The following is a 22,948-nucleotide window of genomic DNA, read 5'->3' on the forward strand; positions in this document are numbered from 1 at the left end:
ATAACTATTGTGTTACATTGAACAGTAATTAACCAGTGTTGAGTCATAGTTCTGACCGTGTTGAGTCCGTGTTGTTCTCACGTTCATTAGTACAGACAGACCAACAGACCAGCTCCAAGACCAACAGCAATTGAATAAAAGAGTTTGACGTTTACCAGCTCCAGAACAATGAACAATTGAATAAAAGAGTTTGAGCTGTTGAGCGTCCGTTGTTGCTGTTCTGCTGGTTCCAATAGGGTCAACAAGGGGAACAACACTTGGAGCAACAAGGAAAGCTCCAGAGGTCAACAGAGGAGGGAGGAGGGAGTCATTATTTGAGGGTCATAGTCTAGTATTCAAAGTTTTGGAGAGCTGTCTCTGGGGAAAGGTTTCAGCGGGTGTTTTAACCTTTGTGAACGCATTATATGAATACAAGTCATTTCATAATGTCTTTTCAGAGAGGACAAATAACGGTAAATGTCCATGTTAAACAAACGGTATTTTCCTTGTCGCTCTAAGGTTCCAGAGGTTCCTCTTGTCGTTCGTCAATGTCCTTATACATTGCGTTTTTATAAAAACGACATTATTCCCTCAATGTTTACAATGACAACAAAAAGAAAAGGAGAGTTCCTCAATTGGAACCCTCTTGAATTGCTTGGAGCTTTTTCATTTGAATGTCCTTTTTCTCTTTTTTGCGGTCAACTCCATGTTTTTGACATTGTTCATAAACAACAGTGTAAAACTCGGACAGCGTTAAATTCTCAATATTATCAATTTTGAACTCTCCTCGAAACCTCCATGTCCTCTTATCCTTTTTGAAAAGAGCTTTGACGAACAGTTTTCCGTCCTCTTTATATTTCAAGTCAACCTCCTTGAGCTTTGAACCTTCTTTCAACATTAGAAATTCAATAATTTCAATTAAACGACATTCATTGACTGTTGTTGTTCCCTTTTTCATTTCAAGTTCCTCCTAAAATAGTTTTATTTGACTTTGTTAAAAGGAGCGTAGCTCCTCGGCTCCTTTGGAGCCGTTCCTCATTTTATATATTTTCCTTTAAGGGTGAGAGCCTTCAAACCCTTGATACGACTGGGTTTTTAACAAATTCTTGCAACTTTTTTTTGCAAGGTTATATTTCACTGTCCAACCAAGCTCTCAATAATTTCCTCATTCGTTTTGACGGAATATATATTTCAATTGGTTGACCTTCTCTCACTCTTGAACGGAATATCCATTGAAGCATATCAGACAAAGCGAGAAGGTCTTGGTCAACCTCAATATTCCTTTGTTTGAAGAAATGAGACTCCAGAGGGTTCATATAACGATTAAGACAAAAAGCGAGAACTGACTTGTGTTTATATTTATTTGTTGCTCTTGTTGTGAATGGAATAAAACAAGCTGTTCCCTCAATGTCTGGTCTCCCTTTTGGAGCAACCTTTGAAAAACCTTTTCCATGAATATTAGCTTTAGAGTCTTTGAATGTTGTCCAGAGAATTTGTTCTGATTTTGCTTTCTGAACTGTTCTGAAATAGGAATAGAGGTCATGTTTCAACCTTGTTATTTTTGGTTTATTATGAGGACTCGTGAACCAGCTTTTTGAAAGAGCTGTCTCCTTGTCTCCTATGTTGTTCAACTTTCCCTCATAAATAGAAATAAGCTCCTTGAATTGCTGTCTATCCTCTTTGAAGTAAGGAACCAGCTTGAAAACTCCGTTCTCTTGAATGACAGACTTTTTCTCATATTTAATAGAATGGTAGTCATAATAGTATTTTTGGAGCTGACCTTCAAAAAGGTAAGTCAAAATGAAAGTATGGTCAAATAGGTCAAACACTTGAGCTGGAAAAGACCAAAGGAAAGCGACTCCGTTGACAGCGTATAAATTACCAGAAAGAGCGTATTGTTTCACGTCATTATATTTTGTATTCAAACTTGTGTCAGCCGTCCAAATGACTCTGTTTGTCTCTGGTTCAATTTCAATGAGACCAGATTTCAACATTACTGGAATGTCGTCTCTCTTGACGGTCTTGAGCTGGGAAATAACCTCCATGACCTCGTCAATTATGAGAATATAATTCTCCCATTCAAATAATTCTTTTAGCTCGTTGTCAATCATGGAGAAAAGGGAATGAGTTGTCACAATGTTTTCTCCTTGTGAGACTAATTTTTTCAATGAGGAGAGCTTTGTTCCGTGACCATGTTTTATGTCTGGTTCCTTGAAATTTCTCTCTGGAACAGACTCTTTTATTCGTTCAACCTCGTCCAGAAACGGAGTAATATAAATAAATTTTTGAGTCTCTGGAGCGTTTTTCATTGTTTGAATTGCAAAACTCGTTTTTCCAGCTCCCATAATGGAGTCAATAACAGTAACATTCATGTGTTTTTCTCCTTTCTTACAAATAAAAAAAAGAGAGTCAAACTCTCCTTTCCTTGTCTGTTCTCACTATTTAGCGAGTTTCCTCAAGTCCTCCCAGCGAACAAAGTTGTTTTTATTTTTAATTGCTTGGTACTCCTCCAGAGCTGACTCAAGCTTGTTGGTCACTTCAAACAAGAAAAACTCCTTGTCGTTGTCCATTCTCCGAGCATGAGTTATATATTTTAGTCCTTTGACCTCAATGAGAAAAAAGCTCAATTTCTCCGAGTACGAAAAGAAAAAGCGGTCATTTTTCATGAATGGTTCCTCCTCTGAATATAAAAATCTAACATTCTGTTTTCTCTGTCATTGCTGTTCCAGACCAAGAGAGCTAAACAACAAAAAACCAGAGTTGTCATTGTGACTCCTCCAGCCGTTTCAACACAGTCTCAAACTCAACATAGTCCTCCAGCTCTGGAAACAATTCACGGTCAACATGAACGGAATGAATGAGAGCGTCTTTTCTGGTCTCGTGTAGTCCAACAATATGACCGAGAACGACAACAAACCATTGTGAACCTCGTTTTCTGACCTTTGACCGTTCATTGTTTTGTCGTTTCATGTTCCTTGTTGGACTCGTTGCTTTCAAGTTTCCTCGTCTGTTGTCCAGCGTGTTGAAATTTACATGGTCAACATGAAACCCTTTCTCATTTTCAAGACCTAAAATGAACCTATGGAGCAAAATTGTTTTTCTCTTTTTATCCTCGTCCTTTTTAGAAAGAGCAACATAGACCTTTCCAGAACGATTATCGACAAAACCAAACCAAGTTCCCTCAATAGACTCAACTCGTTCAAGGTCAACGAGGTCAAAAGCTGTTATCATTGTTTTTCCTTTAACGTTTATTTCCATAAAGACGACATTGTCTTGAATTTCATAACTGTTTTTCATTTACAATTCTCCTCCGAATTAGAAAAATAAAAAGAGACCTCTGTTTTACTCGGAGAGGTCTCCGTCAATTTCAAGCAATTCATGTTCCATTTCAATAATTCTCCGTTCTCTTTCCTCTTGACTCTCAAGCTGTTTAATTTCATGAGTCACGGTCTTGGACTCGGAGAGTTTTCCAGTCATAGTCAAATAGACTTTGACAGCGTCCAGTTTGATTTTTTCAGAGCGACTTTTCAAAATTAAGTCCTCCAGCGTCTTGAATACTGTTCCCATGAACTGACGGTTCTGGAACTCCAACAGCTCCTCAACGTATTCTTGGAAGTTCTGTTTTTTAATGATTTTATATCCAGCCGTTCGAGAAATTCCAACAAGGTCACATTGTTCAGTAAAACTCATGTTATGATATGGAGCTGTTGCTTGTAACAAAGCGAGTTTTCTCTGGTTATGAGTCAGTTTCCTTGTGTTGTTGGTCTTTGGTTCTGGGAGGTTCTGGAGGTCAATTTCTCGTCCTTCAAGAGTAATGACGAGAAGCTCTCTGACCTCGTCTTTCCTCTGGAGTTGTAACTCTCGGAACTCGTTATTCTCCATAAGTCTCCAGACCTTTCTCTCTCATAACTTTTCGAGCTGAAACCTCGTAAACTTGGAGGAACAGCGTTTCAAATTCTTTTGCTCCGTTTTTCAGTTCCTCCAGAGAGTCAAATGGACGGAGTTCGGCTGTCATTAAAACACGTCCAGAGAGCTTTGAACCAATTAAGACCTCACTGATATATTGACCTTTCTCATTGAGCTGGAACTCAACGTCAAAAAACAAGTTTTCTTTTTCCATATTCAATCAAACTCCTTTTCTAGTTTTTTAGTCAGACAAACTGTCTTTTTCGTCAGCTTTCAATTGTTTTTCCAGACCAAGTTTCAACAGTTCATAAGGAGTCTTTTCTTGTTGCTCCTTGAGTTGTTCCTCCGTCAATTGCTCCTCCTCTTTTTGTTGCTCTTGTTTTTCTTTCATGACTTTCAAATAACCAAGTCTCATTTTGAGAGAAGGAGGGAGCTTGTCAAATTCCTCATTTGACAATTGCTCCAAGTTTTTCTCGTTCATTATTTTTTAGCTCCTTTCTGTTTGTGAGCTTCAAGTTTTGTCAATGCTTCAGCTTGAGACAGAACAACCTCTCCAGTCAGCTTGAACAGTTCATAAGCGTGAGGGAGCTGTCTTGAACCGTTCTTTCCAAGTCCTTTCATTAGCTCTTTCATTTCATAGTCTGTCGGAGCTGTTGGAACCTTGTCAGCTCCTTGAATTAAAGCGTCTGGGTAAAAGGTCAACAGCGTTGACATTGTTGGTTTAATGTCACGTTCACCAAATTGAGAAAATAGTTCACTATACTCTCTCAACTCCAGTTCATTTTGCTGTTGAATTGCTCCAGCGTCCTCAATTGCTTTCATAAGCTCGAAACGTCTTTTGTAAATTTCCTTTTCATATTCAATGAACTCATTGTTTTTCTTGTCAGCGAGTTCTTGACGTTCCTTTTTCAAGTCCTCAAGTTTAGCTTTGAAAATGCTTTTCTTTTCGACATTAAGGAGAGCGACTTGGTCAGACAGACTTTCAATTTCTTGGTCAACCTCTCGAATTTTAATTTCATAAGCTCGGACTTGGTTCTGGTCTCGGTGTTCTCCAAAGTTACTCAAAATATAGTCCTTTTTCTGTTGTTCCAGAGCTTTCTTTTCGTCTTGTTTTGCGGTCAGTTCCTTGACCAGCTCTCCCAGACTATTGTCAAATTTTTGAAGCTCCTCTTTGAATTGAATTAATTTTTTCATTTTCCATTCTCCTTTTTATTTAAATTCAATTTCTCCGTCCAACATTTTGAACAGAGTTTCCTTGTCAATGTAACGGAAAATTTCCGTTTGTATTCTTTCATTGACCTTACTTGTCAGCCGTCTTTGACCAATTTCAATTTTATTGATTAATGGCTGGGAACAACCAACAACGGACGCAAGTTCACGTTGAGACATTCCCAAAATATGACGGACTTTGACCAGCTCCTCACCAGTGAAAATTCTCATTTTCTCCAGCTCCTTTCAAAAGTATTTATTTTGAATACACTCCTCAAAAAAAAAGAGAGAGACTGTAAAACCAGCTTTGAAAAGTATTCATTTTGAATACACTCCTCCAAAAAAGAGAGAAGCTGGAAAAACCAGCTTTCAAAAGGGAGAAACGTAACGTCTTGACAAACTTGTCATTTTTTATGTATCAGACAAGGGTCTTCTGAAACTGTTTCCGCAATTTCATAAGACCTACAACCTCTAATCATTGTCGGGTTGTATTACCACGCAAGAAAGGAGGACATATTCGTCAATATGTGGCTCCATTTCAAAGGAGAATTGTAAAGGAAAAGGAAAGGTCACAAAGGAAAAGCATTAAACAAAGTCAAGCTCTGTCGTTCTGTTTTCCTCGTTTCTAGTTATTAGTGGGGCTAATTATTACAAAATACAACTACACGTCACAAGGTTTTATTTTTCTCGTTGTTGTCAGTGTTGGTTTTAACCTCGAACGGAGTGAGAGTAAAACAAAGTAATTACATTGTTATAACCGTGTTGTTTTATACAACGAAACAGCTCCAGCGTTGTGACATGATTTTTTGAAATTATTTATGTCACGGTCTGAAGTCGGTCTCGTTGAACTCATTGTCAGAAAAAGCTGTGAACCATCGTCAATAATGAGTTTGTGAATAATATTACCTAAAATAGTAATTTGGTAATTGACGAATTTGGTAATTGCCCTTATACTCGGTTATAGTAACATTTTGAAAATTAAATAAAGTGAGCTGGTCAAAATGACTGAACTTGAAAAAGCGGTTCAAGAAATTGTTGAGTCTCACGAGGACTGGAAAGAGGACTTTGTCCGAGACGTTCTCACTCATGGTTGTCAGTCTGGAGTCGTTGGAGAGCTTGTTTACTATTCAGATACTCATGAATGGACTGACAAACATTGGAACGACATTCAAGACCTCATTCACGAGTGGGAGCTAATGACTGGTGAAAACTTTCATATTCCAACAGAGACGGACTGGAAAAACTTTTTAGCTTGGTTCAGTTTTGAATGGACTGTTCAAAAGCTATATAGGACGGAAAATTTCCAAGTGAAAAACCGTTGAGGGAGAGAGTCAGTTCCAGAACTCTGCCCCCTAATTACCCTTTTGCTAAATTGCTTATTTACTAAATTGAAAAACTTCAATACAATTTCCTCGGTTCATTCCTCTTGAACCTCCAGACCTCCTCAAAGGTCGAACAGGGAAAGACCGTTGAACCTCACTCCTCCGAGGGTCAGCGTTGAAATAAATAGTTTGAAAGGGGAAATGTAATTGAACAAAGTAACAAAGCTAACTGTCGGAGTCGTTGCTGGTCTGTTGCTGGTCACTGGTTGTCAATCGAGTGAAAACGAGGTCACGAAACAAGACCTCCAGCAATTACAACAAGTCATGAAAATGAATGTAAGTCAAACGAAAGCGAGTCTGTCAGCAATGAGTCAGCTCGTGAAGGAACAGAAAGAAAGTCAGTTGGTTTACACGGTAACGAGTGAACGCTCTGACGGTTATGTGAAAACGGTCAACGGTCAAGGTCAGAATTGTTTTCTCTCTGACGTTGAAATGAACCTCATGGAGCTTCAAGAGGGAGACCAAGTCAAAATATTGTTGAACGAGTTCGGAGAGGTCGTATCTGTTGAGGGGGTGAACCCATGACAAGACAAGAGTTGTTTGAATATTTACGGTCAGAACTTGGAGCTGACGTTGACGGAATAACCGTTGAGGAGTACGCTCTGAAAATTGGTTATGTCTGGAACGAATATTCCCAGCGTTATGAACAAGTGACCGAGGTCTAAATTGTTGCTCGTTGCATTGCGGTCTTTGAAAACTAAAAATTTGAATGTCCTCTGGGAGAGGACGGAAGGAGAATGTTTATTATGGTATGGGGAACAAAAACCATTTTAGCTGGAGTTTTAGGAACTGGACTCATTGTTTCAACAATCACTTGGACTGGAGGAGCAAACATTGACTCCATTCGTTCCAGTGTAAACAACATTCAAAACAAGCTCACAACGGCAATTGCTGACAATAACTTTTTGAAAACGTCCTATGACACATTGAAAACAACTTTTGACGGAGCTGTTCAACAAGCTAATACAACAATCAATGACATGAAACGAGAACGAGAAATTCTCAACGGTCAAATTGAGGACTTGACCAAACAGCTCAACGACTTGAAAGCTCAAGGACAGACTGGTCAAGCAGAAGCTCAAGCAGAAATTGACCGTCTTGAAGCTGAACTTGAGAAAGCAAACGCTCAAATTCAAGCTCTGGACGAGGAAATAAAAGCTCTGGACTCTGGAACAACTTACACGGCTGTCAATAAAACGAGTTACACGGCTCCAACGACAGCAAACATTGACGATGGAACAGGAGTTTTTATCACGGCTGAAGCAACAGCTTTCAACAAAGCTGGAGCTGAAATCATGGCTCAAGAGTCTTACAGAAAAGCAATTGAAGCTGACCATTTAGCAAAAGGAATGGAGTTCACTATCATTGGGGTTGACGTTTACACAGAGGGAACTCAAACCTATTTGTCATATGTAATCAAACCAAAGGTCTCCGAGGTTGAAGCAATTTATTCTCAAGCTGTAAATGACTTATTAATGGCAATTGGAAAAGGTTCAATCAGTATTTTATATTACGAAAATATTGATGGTCAAAAAGCTGGTCTTTCAATGCTTCAATAGTTTGACCGCTTGAGTTGAGACGAGTTGAGAACAGTAAGGGGAGCGAGGTCATTTCCTCGGCTCCTCCTTTTTATTTTACCGAGAGGAGAATTTGAATAATGGCAACGAGTGACAAAACATTGCAATTAATGAAACAGACCTTTAATGAATGGAACGCTCTCAAACGTTGGGCAACGTTGGAGGACATTGAACGAGAAAAGGGGAACTATGACCAAGCGAGAACAATGGAAATTAATAAATTGAAATATATGGGACGAATTGAGTTGAGTCTCCGAGCTTTACAAAGTGAATTGAGATATGGTCAAGAACTAGAGGAACAAGCAAACTAGAAAACTGATAGGAACAACGAGGGAATAGTTCGGACTGTTCCCTTTTTACTGATTTACAAAATTGAGTTGTGGAGTAATTGCTTAAAGTGGTAATATTGTTTTGAAAATTACATACTAAAACAGAAAAAAGGAGGTTGAAACAGAATTGAAAACAGTTAGATTTAAATTAGCTCAAATATTATTCGATAGAAAAATGAGTCAGAAACAATTATGTGAAATAACAAATATTAGAGAAGCCACGCTTTCAACGATTATCCGCAACAATACATTAAAAATAAACTATGAACATTTGGGAACTATTATGGACGCTCTCAACATTACTGACTTTAATGAAATTCTGGAGCTTGTTGAGGTTCCAGACAATACGAGATAGTGAACGAGACCTTTTTCATAAATTGGAAAGGGTCTTTTTATATGGCAACAGGAACAGGAAAAACCGCTTTTCTACCTTTTTAATAGTTCCCAGTTAGGAACCTTTTGACATTCCCTTGAGGTTCCTTTGTGAAAGCTCCCAGACAAGACCGAACAACATGAAATGACTCGTTTTTAAAATTATGTAAAGAAAGAGTCACAACTTGAGAGAGACCTCGTTGAACTGAACAAGAGAAACAGTTCAAGGAGGTTTTTATTTTGGGAAAAAGGTTCAAGACGGAGCTGTCTGAACGGTCTGGAGTCGTTGGAAAGGTCTGTTCTGGTTGCATGGAATGGAAACCTTTGGAGGAATATTTCAGCAAAATGGACGGACTCGGAGGACGTTTCTCAAAGTGTAAACTTTGTAAAGGTTTCAAAGGGAAACAATACACAAAACTTGAAACAGTAAATGGAGTCACTGGAAAGAATTGCTCACAGTGTAATGAGTGGAAACCGCTGGAGGAGTTCAACAAAGACAGAGAATGTCTTGGAGGACGTAAAGCAAAATGTAAGGTCTGTTCAAAAGGATATTACAAAGAGAACAGAGACAAAATGCTGACACAACAAATTGAGTATTACACTGAAAACAAAGAAAAAATTCAAGAATATCATAAACAGTATTATTTGGAAAACGTTGAAACATACAGAGAAAGAAACTCTCAATGGATAAAGGAAAATAAAAAACGGTTCAGAGAACTGACGAGAAAATCTGGAAACAAATGGAGGAAGAACAATCCAGAAAAAGTGAATACTTTGAACCAGAAAAGAAAAGCAAAACAGAAAGCTCTCCCTCATGACTGGACTCAAAAAGAACGAGAGGAAACGCTCCAATATTTCGGAGGTTGCTGTTTGACTGGAGCAACAGAGAGCATTCATTTTGACCATGTCATTCCATTGGCAACAGGTCACGGAGGAACAGTTTTTGAGAACATGGTTCCTTTACGAGCTGACTTGAACCTTTCCAAGAGAGACTCCAATTTATTCCTCTGGTTCGAGGACAACAAGGAACGCTTTGACCTTTCTCAAGACCGTTTTGACAGTCTCATTGAATATCTGTCAGACCTCAACGGAATGACTCCAGAACAATATAGGGAGTATGTTTTCTATTGTCACGAGAATAAACAAGACCTCACTCAAATTTCATGAGTTGGGGTCTTTTTATTTGGGAACCTTTTGACATTCCCTCTGGGAACCTTTGTAAAGGAACCAAGTCCAAACAAGACAACAAGAGCTGACTCGTTATTTGAACTCGTTTAGAAAAGAGGAGTTTGAAAAGTTTTTGCTCCGAGTTGGTCACGACTCCAGACCTTTCTCGTTGTGTCAGACATAGGACAAATTCATTTGTTCATAGTCTGGGAATGAGGAGTGAGGAACCATGAGAGAACAGCTTGAGGAACTCTTGAAGGGGAAAGAACTGACCAGCTCCAAGACGGTTGACGGAGTTGGAACGGTTGAGGTTTATGGAAAATTAGATTTTGAGAAACTCGTTGAACGACTCTTGAAAAGCTCTCTAATAAAGTAAAACGCTGGAGGTCATTGAACCTCCTTTCTTTTTGTTTAATAGTTGCAAAATAGAAACAGTTCGTTTATAAACCATTGTTGCAATCATTTCCAGGTGGGCAAACTCCTCAGTTCCGATATCTGTAAGAAGTCCGATGACCTTATCCGGAATAGTATAGCGCTGATTCAAATATCTTAGGGCAGCAGCAAGTTCACCGTCCGCTCCCCCATATTGTTCAATTAGATACTTTGCCAGTTTGGGATTGCATGTGCTTACCCTCACTGGATATTGCAGCTTCTTTTCATAAACCCACATTTTTTCTCAGCTCCTTTCGGAAGTCCGCTAATCTATTGAGCGCCTTCATGCAAGAAGGCGCCTGTAAACCAAATTTATACTTGCCAAGGCCACGGGGCATCATCCCAATTCCATGGCTGACCGGAATAGCTGTGTCCAAATTGCATTAATGGACCATACTTGCTCTCAATGGCATTTCTCAGTTTTTTTCGTTCCTTTGCATAGTGATTGAATTGCTTAATGGCTTCTGTATCATTGTTATGAGTGTCAAGGTATAGAGTCAGTTCCACAAGGACAAAATCCACAGCCTGAAGCTGTTCAAGGAGCTGATAGTAATCTGCCGGCAATTGTTTCATGGCTATTGTCCCTCCCTGGCTTTTTCATAGGGACTGTACCATGGATCATAGAAAGCCTTCCAAAGCGTTCCTGCTCTTAAAGCCTCCATTGGTGTAAATTGTTCAAGTCCTGGCGGCTGAAATCCCATATATAGATTTGGAGGAGTGGAATAGGTTTTGACCTTTACCGGAGTGCAAGGGTCAAAGGGGCTGACATATGGGTGCCAGGTTTTACGGAGTGTATTCATTCATAATCCCTCCTTTTTATGCGTCATTGAAACTTATGAAAAGTGCAGTGTTTTTATGATTGTTTACTCTAATAAAAAGAGGGGAAAGTTGAGGTGATGGCGAAATTAAATGTTAGGTCTAATTAATATTACTCTGAGGTGATGGCAATGTTTGTGAAAAGTATCATGATCCCCAAACATACCTGTTATACAATCGGACAGGATGCAGCATTGATAGACGCTCTGGCTTTGCTGGAGGACCACCAGATAGACGGGCTTCCTGTATTGGATGGCGACCAATATGCCGGCATAATTACAAGATATGGAATATATGAGAACTTCTTTTTGTCAGGGAAATCAAAGGAAGATTTTCTTGAAGGGACATTGGTAAAGGATATTGCCACACATCAGGAGCTATATTTAAAAGGAAATGAGATTTTTGAAAAAACGCTTCTGGATTTAAAGGATTTCCCTTTACTAGCAGTTTTGGGCGATAATCGTAAATTTCTGGGCATTGTTACTCGCTTTGATGTTCTCGCTCAATTCCAGTCCGCCTTCGGCACCAATAAATCCGGCGTCAGGATTGCGTTTACTTCTGTAGAAGCGGAAGGGCGAATAGCACGTTTAGCCGAAATCGCCCATTATTTCCATGAGCACATCATTTCCCTTGTAACCTTTGATGAAACAGACAAACTGGTCCGCCGCATCGTGATGAAGGTGGAAAAAAATAATAATATGGATAAGTTCATCAGCAGGCTTGAAAAGTCCGGTTTCCGTGTTTTGGATATAACAGAGGATTAATGTAAATATAGTCAACAAAATAAATCCTTCTCATACACTTTGTATGGGAGGGATTTTTAGTGTTTTTTATTTTCCTGAAGCTAATGACAGGCTTTATTAGCGGCATTTTATTTATTAAATTTTTTCCGGTGTCTATTCCAATGGGCATCTCGGATATGATTGTCATTTTTGTACTGGAGCCGGCGGGCTTCGTCCTGGGAATGACTTTTTTCCTTATCGCCTTTATAGCCAACGCAGAGATTATTAGAAGTATAATCGAGTGGACCGCCAGGCTTTTAAAAAATATGAGGTCATTAAAACATATTGATGCTTTATTTGGGCCTGTGCTGAGTTTATTGCTTATTGGAGGCTTTTTTGTTTTGTCAGTCCTTTCGCCATGGGAAGCATTTGCCCTTTTCTGTTTTTCAGTAATTTATGGTATTATTTCTTTAGATTTCAAGAAAATCACTTTTGCCGAAGACTGATTGAAGGCGATTGATGCAGGGGGATTTATGATATACTTAATAGCTTTGGCCTTAATTGGCGGTGTGTGTTTACTAATGTTTATGCTTAGGGAGGCATTTGCAGATAGAATTATATATAAAGAGCTTTCTTTTCCTGAATTCCCGGAAAGCTTCGGTGAAGTAAAGCTTTTTTTTATTTCTGATATTCATAAACGGACGGTGTCAGAAACGATAATCGGGGAGATTAAAGAGAAGAAGCCTGACCTGGTCATCATCGGCGGCGATCTCTTGGAAAAAGGAGTCCCTTTTGAAAGAGTAAAGAAAAACCTAATGGGGTTAAAGGAATGCGGGCCCGTCTATTTCGTTTGGGGGAATAATGACTATGAAGTGGATTATCATCAGCTCGATGCTCTGCTCCTCGAATGCGGAGTAAAAATTCTTGATAATACTGCCCTTTCCTTTGAATCAAATGAAGGAGAACGTTTTATTTTGATGGGAACAGATGATCTCAGCAAGGATAGAGATCGGCTTGACCTTGCACTTAAGGATGCGGGTTCAGGAGGATTTCGGGTGCTGGTCAGCCATGACCCAAGAATCATTAACAGTATAAAAAAAGAACAAAATATTCACCTGGTCTTAAGCGGACACACGCATGGCGGGCAAATTCATATTTTCGGGTTTAGCCCATATGAGAAGGGGCAGATAAAAGTACTGCCGCAAACAACAATTCTGATCAGCAACGGCTACGGTACGACCGGTGTGCCATTGCGGCTGGGGGCAAAGCCGGAAACTCATTTCATTACTCTTAATAAAGGCTGAAAATAAAACACACCCAGATTTTACAGTTCCAGCGACGGTTTTTTATAATTAGTAATGAATGGAGGGCTGGGCATGGCAACAGAAGAAGGAAAGTATAATATTAAGGCTGTATCTAAGATGCTCGGCATTCAGCCAGGAACGTTAAGAGCATGGGAAAGACGGTATCAAATCGTTGCTCCCAAGAGAAATGAATCAGGCCACAGGCTATATACAGAAGAACATATCAAAGTGTTAAAATGGCTGATCAGGAAAGTGGATCAGGGTTTTTCCATAAGCCAGGCTGTTTCCCTTTTGGAAAATAAGGAATTAAATGCCGAGCCGCTTCAGATGGATAAGGAAGGTGATCGGTCTGGTGCCCTCGCCAATGAGCTTCTTGAAGCTCTTCTTCAGTTTAATGAATCAAAAGCACATGATTTAATTAATCAGGCTTTTAGTTTTTATACCATAGATAAAGTCCTAATTGATATATTAGGCTCTCTTCTTGTAAAAATCGGACTTCTGTGGGAAGAGGGGAAAATAACAAGTGCACATGAGCATTTTGCCTCATCCATATTAAGATCCAGAATTGGGATGATTCTCCATTCTTTTCCGCATAACGGGGTCCTGCCAAAGGTGATAGCAGTCTGCGGACCTGGAGAAGCTCATGAATTAGGGCTTTTAATTTTTACTTTATTTTTACGCAGAAGGGGATTTGAAGTCGTTTACCTTGGGACAAGCATTGCTGAAGAAGATATTGATACTGTGATTGAAATTGTTAAACCAAAGTTTGTATTCTTTTCCTGTACGATGAAGTCCAACGTACCTGAAACCCTAAAACTTCTAGAGAGACTTACAGATACTTATGGGAAACTGCATGTAGGCCTTGGGGGATTCGGCATTGATACCCTTAGTAATGAAGAAAAAATGAAGTATGAACAGTTTATTCCCGGCGGTTCCACACATGAATGGGAAGAATGGATTAGAGAACGGCTCCTATAATATAAGATCTGGCGGTTAATTGCCGGGTCTTTTCTTTTTTTAAGTCATACAAAATAAGACGACTCACAAACTGAGCAATGTTTCATACACTAAACCAAAGAGTTGGTTCAGGGCAGGGGGCTTATTATGCGCTTAGAACGTTTGAATTATAATAAAATCAAAATCTTTCTAACATTAGATGATTTGAATGATAGGGGACTGACTAAGGAAGATGTCTGGAAGGATTCTCTAAAATGGCACCAGCTTTTTCATGAGATGCTGGAAGAGGCAAGTGAAGAATTTGGAGTAGACATTCAAGGCTCAGTTGCTGTGGAGATATTCTCCATGCAGGCTCAGGGAATGGTTATGATCGTTACAATGGAGGAGCAGATGGATGAAGAGCTCCTTGAGGATGGTTTTATTGAAATGCAAGTAACTGTTGAGGGCAGTGAAGATATATTATTCGAGTTCCAGGATTTTGAAGATGTAATTCAAATGGCTAAAGAGCTGAATCGTGTGCAGATTGAGGAAGGAAGCGTATATTGTTATAAAGAAATGTATTATTATCATGTTACAGATTTAGCGGGAGAAGACATTCATAGAGTTATTGCCATATTAGCTGAGTACGGTGATTCAGACTTTACCAGCATACATGTAATTCAGGAATATGGGAAAGTACTTATCGAGTCCAATGCTGTAAAAAAGCTGATTGAATACTTTTCATAAGGCGGAAGAGGGGGAGATCCTCTTTTTTTTTTGAACAAAGGCAGTCTCTTTTTTTGCAGGCTGCCACAGGGATCAGCAGGCAGGATGATAACAGCGAAATGCAGTGAATTTGGATTAAATGGTCATGAACTATATAAAAATTGGGTAAAACAAGTATAGTTAATCAGCTGCAATAATAGCATAAAAATGGAAAAGTTTTTAAATATACAGTAAAGAAGGAAATGGGATGTTTCTTTTAGGCTTAAACGGGAAAACGGGTACTAGGAGTAAACAGAAAATTCCCTTTAATACCAAGGCTGAGAGCGGTTTCATAAAAAAATTAAAAAATGCGGAAAAGTAGATTATTCTTCTTGCATAAATTAGGCAAAGGTGTATACTAATCCATGGAAGCGGACAACTAATGAAAGTGATTTTTCTAGGAGGTTTACAAATGGTAGCCGAGAAAGGTACTGATTCAAATAAAGCTGAAAAATTGGACGTCTTAAAGTCGACTCAAACTGTCATACATAAGGCTTTAGGGAAGCTGGGATATTCGGATGAGGTATATGAGCTTCTAAAAGAGCCAATTCGCATGATGACAGTGAAAATTCCTGTACGGATGGATGACGGAACAGTAAAAGTCTTTACTGGCTACCGGGCCCAGCATAATGATGCAGTGGGTCCTACTAAAGGCGGTATTCGTTTTCACCCGAATGTAACTGAAAAGGAAGTAAAGGCACTGTCAATTTGGATGAGCTTAAAATGCGGAATTGTGGATCTTCCATATGGCGGAGGTAAAGGCGGAATCGTTTGTGACCCTCGCGATATGTCCTTCGGTGAGTTAGAGCGGCTAAGCCGCGGGTATGTACGGGCAATCAGTCAAATTGTGGGGCCGACTAAGGATATTCCTGCACCTGATGTATTTACCAATTCGCAGATCATGGCATGGATGATGGATGAATACAGCCGGATTGATGAATTTAACTCTCCAGGCTTCATTACCGGTAAACCACTTGTACTTGGCGGTTCACATGGACGGGAATCAGCAACAGCTAAAGGGGTTACAATTTGCATCCGGGAAGCTGCCAAGAAAAAAGGCATTAATCTGGAAGGTGCAAGAGTTGTTGTTCAGGGATTCGGGAACGCTGGAAGTTTCCTCTCAAAGTTTATGCATGATGCCGGTGCAAAGGTTGTTGGCATTTCAGATGCATATGGCGGTTTATATGATCCGGAAGGCCTTGATATCGATTACCTCTTGGATCGCCGAGATAGCTTTGGCACTGTGACAAAATTGTTTAATGATACAATTACAAATAAAGAGCTGCTTGAGCTTGATTGCGATATTCTTGTTCCTGCGGCCATCGAAAATCAGATAACAGAAGACAATGCACATAATATAAGAGCAGGCATTGTAGTGGAGGCGGCTAACGGCCCAACTACTTTGGAAGCTACACGAATCCTTTCTGAGCGAGGGATACTGCTTGTCCCTGATGTACTGGCTTCTGCCGGCGGTGTAACAGTTTCATATTTCGAATGGGTACAAAATAACCAGGGATATTACTGGACTGAAGAAGAAGTAGAAGAAAAGCTTGAGAAGGTAATGGTTAAGTCATTTGATAATATTTATCAGACGTCCCAAACCCGCCGTGTGGATATGCGCCTGGCTGCTTATATGGTTGGTGTGAGAAAAATGGCGGAAGCTTCAAGATTCCGCGGATGGATTTAATTATAAATTTCCATTTGTGAAAGTAAGACATTTGAATAATCATAAAAAATCTCCTATCATAAACTGATGGGAGATTTTTTTATAAACCAAAATATGGAATTTTTTCCTTGGTATTGATTAAGGAGTGAGAATCTTGAATATAGACGCTATTATTGTTGGCGGAGGACCCTGCGGATTGGCAGCTGCCATAGCCCTTCAGGAAGCTGGGCGTAACCCGCTTGTTATCGAAAAGGGCAATATTGTAAACGCAATTTACCACTATCCAACACACCAAACTTTCTTCAGCACGAGCGAAAAGCTCGAAATCGGCGGGGTACCCTTCATAACGGAAAATTACAAGCCTAAGAGAAACCAGGCGCTGACTTATTACCGGGAAGTAGTGAAAAGAAAGGGCATTAAGATTAATGCCTTTGAAAAAGTTCTCCAAGTAATTAAAAATCAATCTGAGATATTTGAAGTACTAACAGATAAGGGCGTTTATACCTCCAATAACGTAATAATTGCTACAGGGTATTACGACCATCCAAATTACATGGGAGTTCCAGGAGAGGACCTGCCAAAGGTTTTTCACTATTTCAAAGAAGCCCACCCTTATTTTGACAAAGACGTAACGGTAATTGGCGGGAAAAACTCAAGCGTCGATGCTGCGATCGAACTGGTTAAAGCAGGAGCCAGAGTTACGGTGATCTATCGCGGAACAGAATATTCACCAAGCATAAAGCCATGGATCCTGCCTGAATTTGAGTCCTTAGTTAGAAATGGCGTCATTAACATGAAATTTAGTGCACATGTGAAAGAAATCAGTGAAAATAAGCTGACCTACATGGTGGATGGCCAGCAATTCGACATTAAGAACGATTTTGTATTTGCCATGACTGGCTACCATCCGGACCACGGATTTTTAAGGAGTATGGGGATTCAAATAAATGAAGAAACAGGCCGCCCTCATTATAATCCTGAAACGATGGAAACGAATGTTCCTGGAATATTTATTGCGGGTGTGATAGCTGCCGGAAATAATGCCAACGAAATTTTTATTGAAAATGGCAGATTCCATGGCGGACAAATTGCGAAAGCTATATTTGAAAAAGAGAGTGGCAATAACAAAGGCTGATCACATGGGATCAGCCTTTGTTATTGGATATTTATATTTGAAAAATCTCTTCGATATTTTGCTGGGTTTCCAGTCCGATTAGCAGTTTAATTCTTGCTTTTTGCCCGTTTAGTCCATTAGAGAAAATAACACCCATGTCCTTAAGGTGTTTTCCGCCTCCGTCATAGCCATATACATCTTGAGCAATTCCATTGAAACATCGGGAAACCAATACAATCGGAATGTTCTTTTCTGTAAGAGCTTTAATGCCTTCGATTGTGGCTGGTGGCAAATTCCCTTGTCCAAGTGCTTCAATTACAACTCCGTCAAAATCTAAATCACCTATCGCATACAGCAGAGAAGAATCCATTCCGGCAAATGCTTTAATAAGTGTAACTTTTTTTACAATAGCATCTAAAGGATAATATTCTCTATTTGTGGGCGTGTTATGGAATAATACACCTCTCTTTGTGACAATTCCGATTGGTCCATACTGCGGGCTTTGGAAAGTAGATACATTGCTTGTGTGTGTCTTTGTCACATTTTCCGCCGTATGAATTTCATCATTTAAAACGACCAGAACCCCTTTGTCTTTTGCTTCTTCGCATGCAGCTACGCGAATGGAGGACATTAGGTTGTAAAGTCCGTCAGAGCCAATTTCATTACTTGATCTCATAGCACCTGTAACAACGATTGGAAGGGATGTTTTTACAGTCAGATCCAGGAAATAGGATGTCTCTTCTAATGTATCTGTCCCATGGGTAATTACTACGCCGCTAATCTCTTCTTTTGCCAGGCTTTTTTCAATGATTTCCTTCAATTTAAGCATTTCTCTCGGTGTTATATGCGGTGAAGGGAGATGAAAAGGCTCTTCAACCAGTAATTCTGCAAGGGAAAGCAGTTCCTTTGTTTTTTCAGTTAATGGATTATTGTCTGTCGGCTTAACAGCACCAGTTGCTGCATCCTCACTCATTGAAATGGTGCCTCCGGTGTGTATAACAAGTATCTTTTTTTTCTCCATGTTAATCCCCCAATTTTAGCTTTGAATTAAATTATGATGCGAAATATTTGTTTTCCAATATTTGAATAATCATTTTAATTCTTTCTATATCATGATACGATTAAGAAAACAGATTGAAAAGAGGGCAGCTCATGCTGGGAATATTATCCGCTGGCATCGCGCCGGGGTTGGCACTATTAAGCTATTTTTATTTAAAAGATCAATATGAGTCTGAACCCATATCAATGGTTTTTAAAACTTTTTTGTTTGGTGCTTTGCTCGTGTTCCCCATCATGTTTATCCAGTATGTTTTAGAGACTGAAGGGGTGCTTCAATCCAGTTTGATGGATGCATTTCTGTCCTCAAGCCTGCTGGAAGAATTCTTTAAATGGTTTATATTATTTTATACTATTTATCAGCATATAACATTTGATGAACCATATGATGGAATTGTGTATGGTGCTTCTGTGTCACTTGGCTTCGCCACTGCAGAAAATATCTTCTATCTCGTCGCGCTCGGTGTGGAACACGCTCTTGGAAGGGCCTTGCTTCCGGTTTCCAGTCATGCTCTCTTTGGTGTTATCATGGGCTATTATATAGGAAAAGGAAAATTCTCGGCAACCTCGACAAAAAAATGGATAGCCTTCTCGCTCTTTATACCTTTTCTCCTTCACGGTATTTACGACTACATCCTGATTTCCCTAAAACATTGGATTTTTATCATGTTTCCCTTTATGATTTTCCTTTGGTGGCTGGGCTTAAGAAAAGTCAAAAAAGCAAGGGCACATAGCGTGAACCACATGAATAATCAATTCGATATACAGAAAACTCTCCATTCCTGATGGAGGGTTTTTTATTTTGCCGAAAACCGCTCCTAAAGTAAAAAGACACAAGTTATTGAATAAAAAGCCAAGGACTACAAAAAATAGGGTCAATGAAAAAAGATTGACTTTTGGAGGTTTAAATCCATGAAAAAGAATTTTTTGGCAGGAAAGGTTCTTCTCATAATCTCGCTTTGTGTTCTGGGAATTCCATTGAGCGGGAATATGGACAAAGCTAATGCCTTTTCGAACCAGGTTATCCAGCACGGAGCAGTGGGAGATGATGTAATCGAGCTTCAGTCCCGCCTGCAGTATTTAGGATTTTACAATGGGAAAATCGATGGAGTTTTTGGGTGGGGAACCTATTGGGCGCTTAGGAATTTTCAATATGAATTCGGACTTCCGATAGACGGGCTTGCTGGCCAGGAAACAAAAAACAAGCTTGCGAAAGCATCCAAATATAACGAGCAGTATGTGAAAGAACAAATCAATAAGGGCAATAAATTTACCCATTATGGCGGAGTGGACACTGAAAAGCAGACTAAGCCACAGCAAGGTGGATCTTCCGGGGGAACGGCACAGCAGCAGGAAGCTCCTAAAAAGCCAACTGCTGCAAATGTGCCTAACGGATTCTCAGAAAATGATATCCAGCTGATGGCGAATGCTGTTTATGGAGAATCAAGAGGGGAACCGTACACAGGCCAGGTGGCAGTTGCCGCAGTAATCTTAAACCGTGTAGACAGTGCTTCATTTCCAAACACTGTTTCTGGCGTTATATTTGAGCCTCGTGCTTTTACTGCCGTTGCCGATGGACAGATATGGTTAACGCCGAATGATACAGCAAAAAAAGCCGTCCTTGATGCCATCAATGGATGGGATCCAACAGGCGAGGCACTGTATTACTTTAATCCGGATACAGCTACAAGCGGATGGATTTGGACACGGCCGCAAATCAAGCAGATTGGAAAACATATATTCTGTAAATAGAGGGGTGAATGATCATGCTTAGAGGAATTCTCATAGGCGTACTTGCACTGGGTGTTGCCGGTACAGCGTTTTGGGGCTATCAGGAACACCGGGAGAAAAATGCAATCCTAATTAATGCCGAAAATAATTATCAAAGGGCATTTCATGATTTAACTTACCAAATTGACCTATTGCATGACAAAATCGGAACAACCTTAGCGATGAATTCGAGAGCTTCACTATCACCTGAATTGGCAGAAGTATGGAGATTGACTTCAGAAGCTCACTCAGATGTTGGCCAGCTGCCTCTCTCGCTTCTTCCTTTCAATAAAACAGAAGAGTTTCTATCCAATATCGGAGATTTCAGTTATCGGACAGCAGTAAGGGATTTGGAGAAGGAACCTTTATCGGATAAGGAACATCAAACACTAAAGCAGCTCTATAAACAGTCTGCTGATGTTCAGCAGGATTTGCGCAAAGTTCAGCATATGGTGCTTGAAAAGAACTTGCGGTGGATGGATGTAGAAATGGCGCTCGCTTCCAATGAGGAAGCTGCAGATAATACAATCATAGATGGATTTAAGACAGTGGAAAAAACGGTTGAAGGCTATGGAGAGACTGACTTTGGACCTGCATTTGTAAATATGCAGAGGAAGGATGAAAATTACAAATATCTTAAGGGCAAAGAAATAACAGAAGAAGAAGCTGCACGAATAGGTCAGCAATATGCAAGTCTGGGAAATAATGTGAATATCAGAGTGACGGAAAACGGCAAAGGATCTGATTACGGGTTTTATAGTGTCAGTATTCAAAATAAAAAAACAAAAGAAGAAGCAAACATGGATATCACTAAAAAAGGCGGTTATCCAATCTGGTTTATACTGGATCGGGAAGTGGCGAAACAAAAAGTAAGCCTTAATGAAGCAAGCAATAATGCGGTTAAATTTCTGAAAGACAATGGCTTTAAGGACCTTGATTTATTTGAGAGTGCCCAGTATGACAATTTAGGGGTATTTACCTTCGTGTCCAATCAGGATGGCGTAAGAATTTATCCGGACTCCATTCGTGTGAAAGTTGCGCTTGACAATGGCAGAATGGCAGCCTTTTCAGCTGAAGATTATTTAAAAGCTCATCATCAGAGAGAAATTCCTGAGCCTCTAATTACTGCAGAAGAGGCGAGAACAAAGGTGAATCCACAGCTGAAAGTCATGGAAGACAGACGGGCAATAATCATTAATGATTTGAATCAGGAAGTTTCCTGTTATGAATTTCTGGGCACATTGGGTGAAGATACCTACAGAATCTATATTAACGCAGAAACAGGACAGGAAGAAAAAGTAGAAAAGCTAAAAAATGCTGAACCAGTATTTGAAGATGTACTGTAGAGAAAGCCGGATAGGCTTTCTTTTTTTTGTTTTAAATAGTATTTGGGTCTTTTTGCCCAAATACTTCAAAAATGCTATTGCAGGATTCTTTTATACCGGTCATAATTAAATGACAAGATTATCCTTTTAATAAGGGGAAGTGTGTCAGTGTGATAAATATTGGAGAGACATTGCTGCTGGAATTAACGTACTCGGAAAAAACCGAGAAATATAAATGCAAGCTTGCTGAAAGAGAAGGAAATAATCTATATATTGATTATCCAATAAATCAGGAAACGAATAAAACTGCTTTCCTGCTCGATGGGACTCAGCTGAAGGCAACCTTTTTGGCTGAAGATGGGACGGTATATCTTTTCGAAAGCGAAGTTAAGGGAAGAGTTAAGCTTAAGATCCCGATGATGATTTTATCATATCCGGGGGACGAACATTTGGTGAAAATTCAGCGGCGCCAGTTTGTCCGGGTTGAAACACCTGTTGATGTTGCTATCCACCCGGAAAGTAATGAATTTATTCCTTTTGTATCCGTTACGGATGATATTAGTGCGGGCGGGGCTGCAATTATCGCACAAACGAGCAGCTCTTTAAAAGCGAATATGCAAATACATACTTATTTCGTATTAGCTATGCAAAACGGCGATAATTATTATTTGCGGCTTAAAAGTAAAGTAATCAGAGTTTCTGAACTCCAAAATGGAAAAACGCTTATTTCTGTTCAGTTTATGGAGACAAGCCCCCAGGACAGGCAATTGCTTCTGCGCTTTTGTTTCGATAGGCAATTGGCCATGAAGAAAAAAGGCCTGGAAATATAAATAAAGGAATATTTTTTATACTCACCTCTCATAATAGATGGTGAAGTCTATTGGCTTATTCTTATATTACCAGTTGGAGAGATGGCAATGATGAAAACGGTGGAGAGGATTATTCTAAAGTTAATTATTGTGCAATTTGTTTTCTTGCTGTTCACTCAATTTTTCTTTCATCATATGGATGCTTTTCCGGAATTAAGGCAGCTGACACAGTATGAGGGTGTAACAGATCAGAATTTTACTGAACTGCTTGAAACGTTCAGGAAAAATTATTAGCAGGCAGGCGCCTGCTTA

32 protein-coding genes and 1 pseudogene are annotated in these 22,948 nt (G+C 39.6%); 20 read left to right on the top strand and 13 right to left on the bottom strand.

Translation table 11 applies throughout. The annotated features are described in order from the left end of the window. Positions 1–610: 610 nt before the first annotated feature. The 9 genes from QUF73_24835 to QUF73_24875 all read right to left on the bottom strand — a co-directional run bounded on the left by QUF73_24835 (position 611) and on the right by QUF73_24875 (position 5,325). A complete protein-coding gene (locus QUF73_24835; GenBank protein ID MDM5229341.1) occupies positions 611–937 on the bottom strand; it encodes a hypothetical protein in 327 nt (108 codons plus the stop codon). A 169-nt stretch (positions 938–1,106) separates the two neighbouring features. After that, complete coding sequence (locus QUF73_24840) at positions 1,107–2,351, bottom strand: DEAD/DEAH box helicase family protein (protein ID MDM5229342.1); 1,245 nt, start codon at positions 2,349–2,351, stop codon at positions 1,107–1,109. A 66-nt stretch (positions 2,352–2,417) separates the two neighbouring features. Continuing rightward, on the bottom strand, positions 2,418–2,645 hold the full coding sequence (locus QUF73_24845; GenBank protein MDM5229343.1) for a hypothetical protein: 228 nt from the start codon (positions 2,643–2,645) through the stop codon (positions 2,418–2,420). A gap of 97 nt (positions 2,646–2,742) precedes the next feature. Continuing rightward, positions 2,743–3,276, bottom strand: coding sequence for a hypothetical protein (locus tag QUF73_24850; GenBank protein ID MDM5229344.1), 534 nt, complete (start codon positions 3,274–3,276; stop codon positions 2,743–2,745). Positions 3,277–3,321: 45 nt separating this feature from the next. After that, a complete protein-coding gene (locus QUF73_24855; GenBank protein MDM5229345.1) occupies positions 3,322–3,861 on the bottom strand; it encodes a phBC6A51 family helix-turn-helix protein in 540 nt (179 codons plus the stop codon). Continuing rightward, complete coding sequence (locus QUF73_24860) at positions 3,851–4,099, bottom strand: hypothetical protein (GenBank protein ID MDM5229346.1); 249 nt, start codon at positions 4,097–4,099, stop codon at positions 3,851–3,853. The genes QUF73_24855 and QUF73_24860 overlap by 11 nt, the downstream gene beginning before the upstream one ends. Positions 4,100–4,126: 27 nt before the next feature. Beyond that, positions 4,127–4,366 carry a hypothetical protein gene (locus tag QUF73_24865; GenBank protein ID MDM5229347.1) on the bottom strand — a complete coding sequence of 80 codons (240 nt, stop codon included), beginning with the start codon at positions 4,364–4,366 and terminating at the stop codon, positions 4,127–4,129. Then, complete coding sequence (locus tag QUF73_24870) at positions 4,366–5,079, bottom strand: hypothetical protein (protein MDM5229348.1); 714 nt, start codon at positions 5,077–5,079, stop codon at positions 4,366–4,368. Before QUF73_24870 ends, QUF73_24865 begins: the two co-directional genes overlap by 1 nt. Positions 5,080–5,094: 15 nt before the next feature. After that, positions 5,095–5,325 (bottom strand): helix-turn-helix domain-containing protein, encoded by a 231-nt coding sequence (locus tag QUF73_24875; protein MDM5229349.1) that lies wholly within the window; start codon positions 5,323–5,325, stop codon positions 5,095–5,097. Positions 5,326–6,095: 770 nt separating this feature from the next. Between QUF73_24875 and QUF73_24880 the strand changes: the two genes are divergently transcribed. The 8 genes from QUF73_24880 to QUF73_24915 all read left to right on the top strand — a co-directional run bounded on the left by QUF73_24880 (position 6,096) and on the right by QUF73_24915 (position 10,297). After that, positions 6,096–6,416: a hypothetical protein gene (locus QUF73_24880; protein ID MDM5229350.1), complete on the top strand. Its 321-nt coding sequence runs from the start codon at positions 6,096–6,098 to the stop codon at positions 6,414–6,416. A gap of 207 nt (positions 6,417–6,623) precedes the next feature. Continuing rightward, positions 6,624–7,001, top strand: coding sequence for a hypothetical protein (locus QUF73_24885; protein ID MDM5229351.1), 378 nt, complete (start codon positions 6,624–6,626; stop codon positions 6,999–7,001). Continuing rightward, positions 6,998–7,141 (top strand): hypothetical protein, encoded by a 144-nt coding sequence (locus tag QUF73_24890; protein MDM5229352.1) that lies wholly within the window; start codon positions 6,998–7,000, stop codon positions 7,139–7,141. Before QUF73_24885 ends, QUF73_24890 begins: the two co-directional genes overlap by 4 nt. A gap of 81 nt (positions 7,142–7,222) precedes the next feature. Then, positions 7,223–8,035 (top strand): hypothetical protein, encoded by an 813-nt coding sequence (locus QUF73_24895; GenBank protein MDM5229353.1) that lies wholly within the window; start codon positions 7,223–7,225, stop codon positions 8,033–8,035. 98 nt (positions 8,036–8,133) lie between these two features. Then, positions 8,134–8,364 carry a hypothetical protein gene (locus tag QUF73_24900; protein ID MDM5229354.1) on the top strand — a complete coding sequence of 77 codons (231 nt, stop codon included), beginning with the start codon at positions 8,134–8,136 and terminating at the stop codon, positions 8,362–8,364. A gap of 145 nt (positions 8,365–8,509) precedes the next feature. Beyond that, positions 8,510–8,737, top strand: a complete 228-nt coding sequence (locus QUF73_24905; GenBank protein MDM5229355.1) for a helix-turn-helix transcriptional regulator — start codon at positions 8,510–8,512, stop codon at positions 8,735–8,737. 257 nt (positions 8,738–8,994) lie between these two features. Further along, a complete protein-coding gene (locus QUF73_24910) occupies positions 8,995–9,921 on the top strand; it encodes a hypothetical protein (protein MDM5229356.1) in 927 nt (308 codons plus the stop codon). Positions 9,922–10,150: 229 nt separating this feature from the next. Next, positions 10,151–10,297 carry a hypothetical protein gene (locus QUF73_24915; protein MDM5229357.1) on the top strand — a complete coding sequence of 49 codons (147 nt, stop codon included), beginning with the start codon at positions 10,151–10,153 and terminating at the stop codon, positions 10,295–10,297. A 63-nt stretch (positions 10,298–10,360) separates the two neighbouring features. Here the strand turns inward: QUF73_24915 and cotJC are convergent. The 3 genes and pseudogenes from cotJC to QUF73_24930 form a co-directional block, all read right to left on the bottom strand. Further along, a pseudogene (gene cotJC, locus QUF73_24920) lies at positions 10,361–10,591 on the bottom strand (spore coat protein CotJC). 74 nt (positions 10,592–10,665) lie between these two features. After that, complete coding sequence (locus QUF73_24925; GenBank protein ID MDM5229358.1) at positions 10,666–10,926, bottom strand: spore coat protein CotJB; 261 nt, start codon at positions 10,924–10,926, stop codon at positions 10,666–10,668. Positions 10,927–10,928: 2 nt separating this feature from the next. Then, positions 10,929–11,153, bottom strand: coding sequence for a spore coat associated protein CotJA (locus tag QUF73_24930; GenBank protein MDM5229359.1), 225 nt, complete (start codon positions 11,151–11,153; stop codon positions 10,929–10,931). 147 nt (positions 11,154–11,300) lie between these two features. On the opposite strand from QUF73_24930, the gene QUF73_24935 reads away from it, so the two are divergent. From QUF73_24935 to QUF73_24965, 7 genes are all read left to right on the top strand, one after another. Beyond that, positions 11,301–11,933, top strand: a complete 633-nt coding sequence (locus QUF73_24935; protein MDM5229360.1) for a CBS domain-containing protein — start codon at positions 11,301–11,303, stop codon at positions 11,931–11,933. A gap of 59 nt (positions 11,934–11,992) precedes the next feature. Next, a complete protein-coding gene (locus QUF73_24940) occupies positions 11,993–12,397 on the top strand; it encodes a hypothetical protein (GenBank protein MDM5229361.1) in 405 nt (134 codons plus the stop codon). A gap of 27 nt (positions 12,398–12,424) precedes the next feature. After that, positions 12,425–13,195, top strand: coding sequence for a metallophosphoesterase (locus QUF73_24945; protein ID MDM5229362.1), 771 nt, complete (start codon positions 12,425–12,427; stop codon positions 13,193–13,195). Between the two features lie 72 nt (positions 13,196–13,267). Then, positions 13,268–14,173: a MerR family transcriptional regulator gene (locus tag QUF73_24950; protein MDM5229363.1), complete on the top strand. Its 906-nt coding sequence runs from the start codon at positions 13,268–13,270 to the stop codon at positions 14,171–14,173. A 126-nt stretch (positions 14,174–14,299) separates the two neighbouring features. Beyond that, positions 14,300–14,878 (top strand): genetic competence negative regulator, encoded by a 579-nt coding sequence (locus tag QUF73_24955; GenBank protein ID MDM5229364.1) that lies wholly within the window; start codon positions 14,300–14,302, stop codon positions 14,876–14,878. Between the two features lie 430 nt (positions 14,879–15,308). After that, positions 15,309–16,583: a Glu/Leu/Phe/Val dehydrogenase gene (locus tag QUF73_24960; GenBank protein ID MDM5229365.1), complete on the top strand. Its 1,275-nt coding sequence runs from the start codon at positions 15,309–15,311 to the stop codon at positions 16,581–16,583. A gap of 130 nt (positions 16,584–16,713) precedes the next feature. After that, a complete protein-coding gene (locus QUF73_24965) occupies positions 16,714–17,697 on the top strand; it encodes a YpdA family putative bacillithiol disulfide reductase (protein ID MDM5229366.1) in 984 nt (327 codons plus the stop codon). A 31-nt stretch (positions 17,698–17,728) separates the two neighbouring features. Here QUF73_24965 and QUF73_24970 read toward each other — a convergent pair whose 3' ends face one another. Continuing rightward, positions 17,729–18,697, bottom strand: coding sequence for an asparaginase (locus tag QUF73_24970; protein MDM5229367.1), 969 nt, complete (start codon positions 18,695–18,697; stop codon positions 17,729–17,731). A 131-nt stretch (positions 18,698–18,828) separates the two neighbouring features. Between QUF73_24970 and prsW the strand changes: the two genes are divergently transcribed. From prsW to QUF73_24995, 5 genes are all read left to right on the top strand, one after another. After that, on the top strand, positions 18,829–19,518 hold the full coding sequence (gene prsW / locus QUF73_24975) for a glutamic-type intramembrane protease PrsW (GenBank protein ID MDM5229368.1): 690 nt from the start codon (positions 18,829–18,831) through the stop codon (positions 19,516–19,518). 126 nt (positions 19,519–19,644) lie between these two features. Beyond that, a complete protein-coding gene (sleB, locus tag QUF73_24980; protein MDM5229369.1) occupies positions 19,645–20,484 on the top strand; it encodes a spore cortex-lytic enzyme in 840 nt (279 codons plus the stop codon). Between the two features lie 14 nt (positions 20,485–20,498). Continuing rightward, positions 20,499–21,848, top strand: coding sequence for a germination protein YpeB (gene ypeB / locus QUF73_24985; protein ID MDM5229370.1), 1,350 nt, complete (start codon positions 20,499–20,501; stop codon positions 21,846–21,848). Between the two features lie 149 nt (positions 21,849–21,997). Then, positions 21,998–22,657: a flagellar brake domain-containing protein gene (locus QUF73_24990; protein MDM5229371.1), complete on the top strand. Its 660-nt coding sequence runs from the start codon at positions 21,998–22,000 to the stop codon at positions 22,655–22,657. A 90-nt stretch (positions 22,658–22,747) separates the two neighbouring features. Further along, positions 22,748–22,930 carry a YpfB family protein gene (locus tag QUF73_24995; GenBank protein ID MDM5229372.1) on the top strand — a complete coding sequence of 61 codons (183 nt, stop codon included), beginning with the start codon at positions 22,748–22,750 and terminating at the stop codon, positions 22,928–22,930. Positions 22,931–22,948 lie beyond the last annotated feature (18 nt).

It is taken from the genome of Cytobacillus sp. NJ13, assembly GCA_030348385.1.
In the GTDB taxonomy this organism is placed as follows: Bacteria; Bacillota; Bacilli; order Bacillales; family Cytobacillaceae; genus Cytobacillus.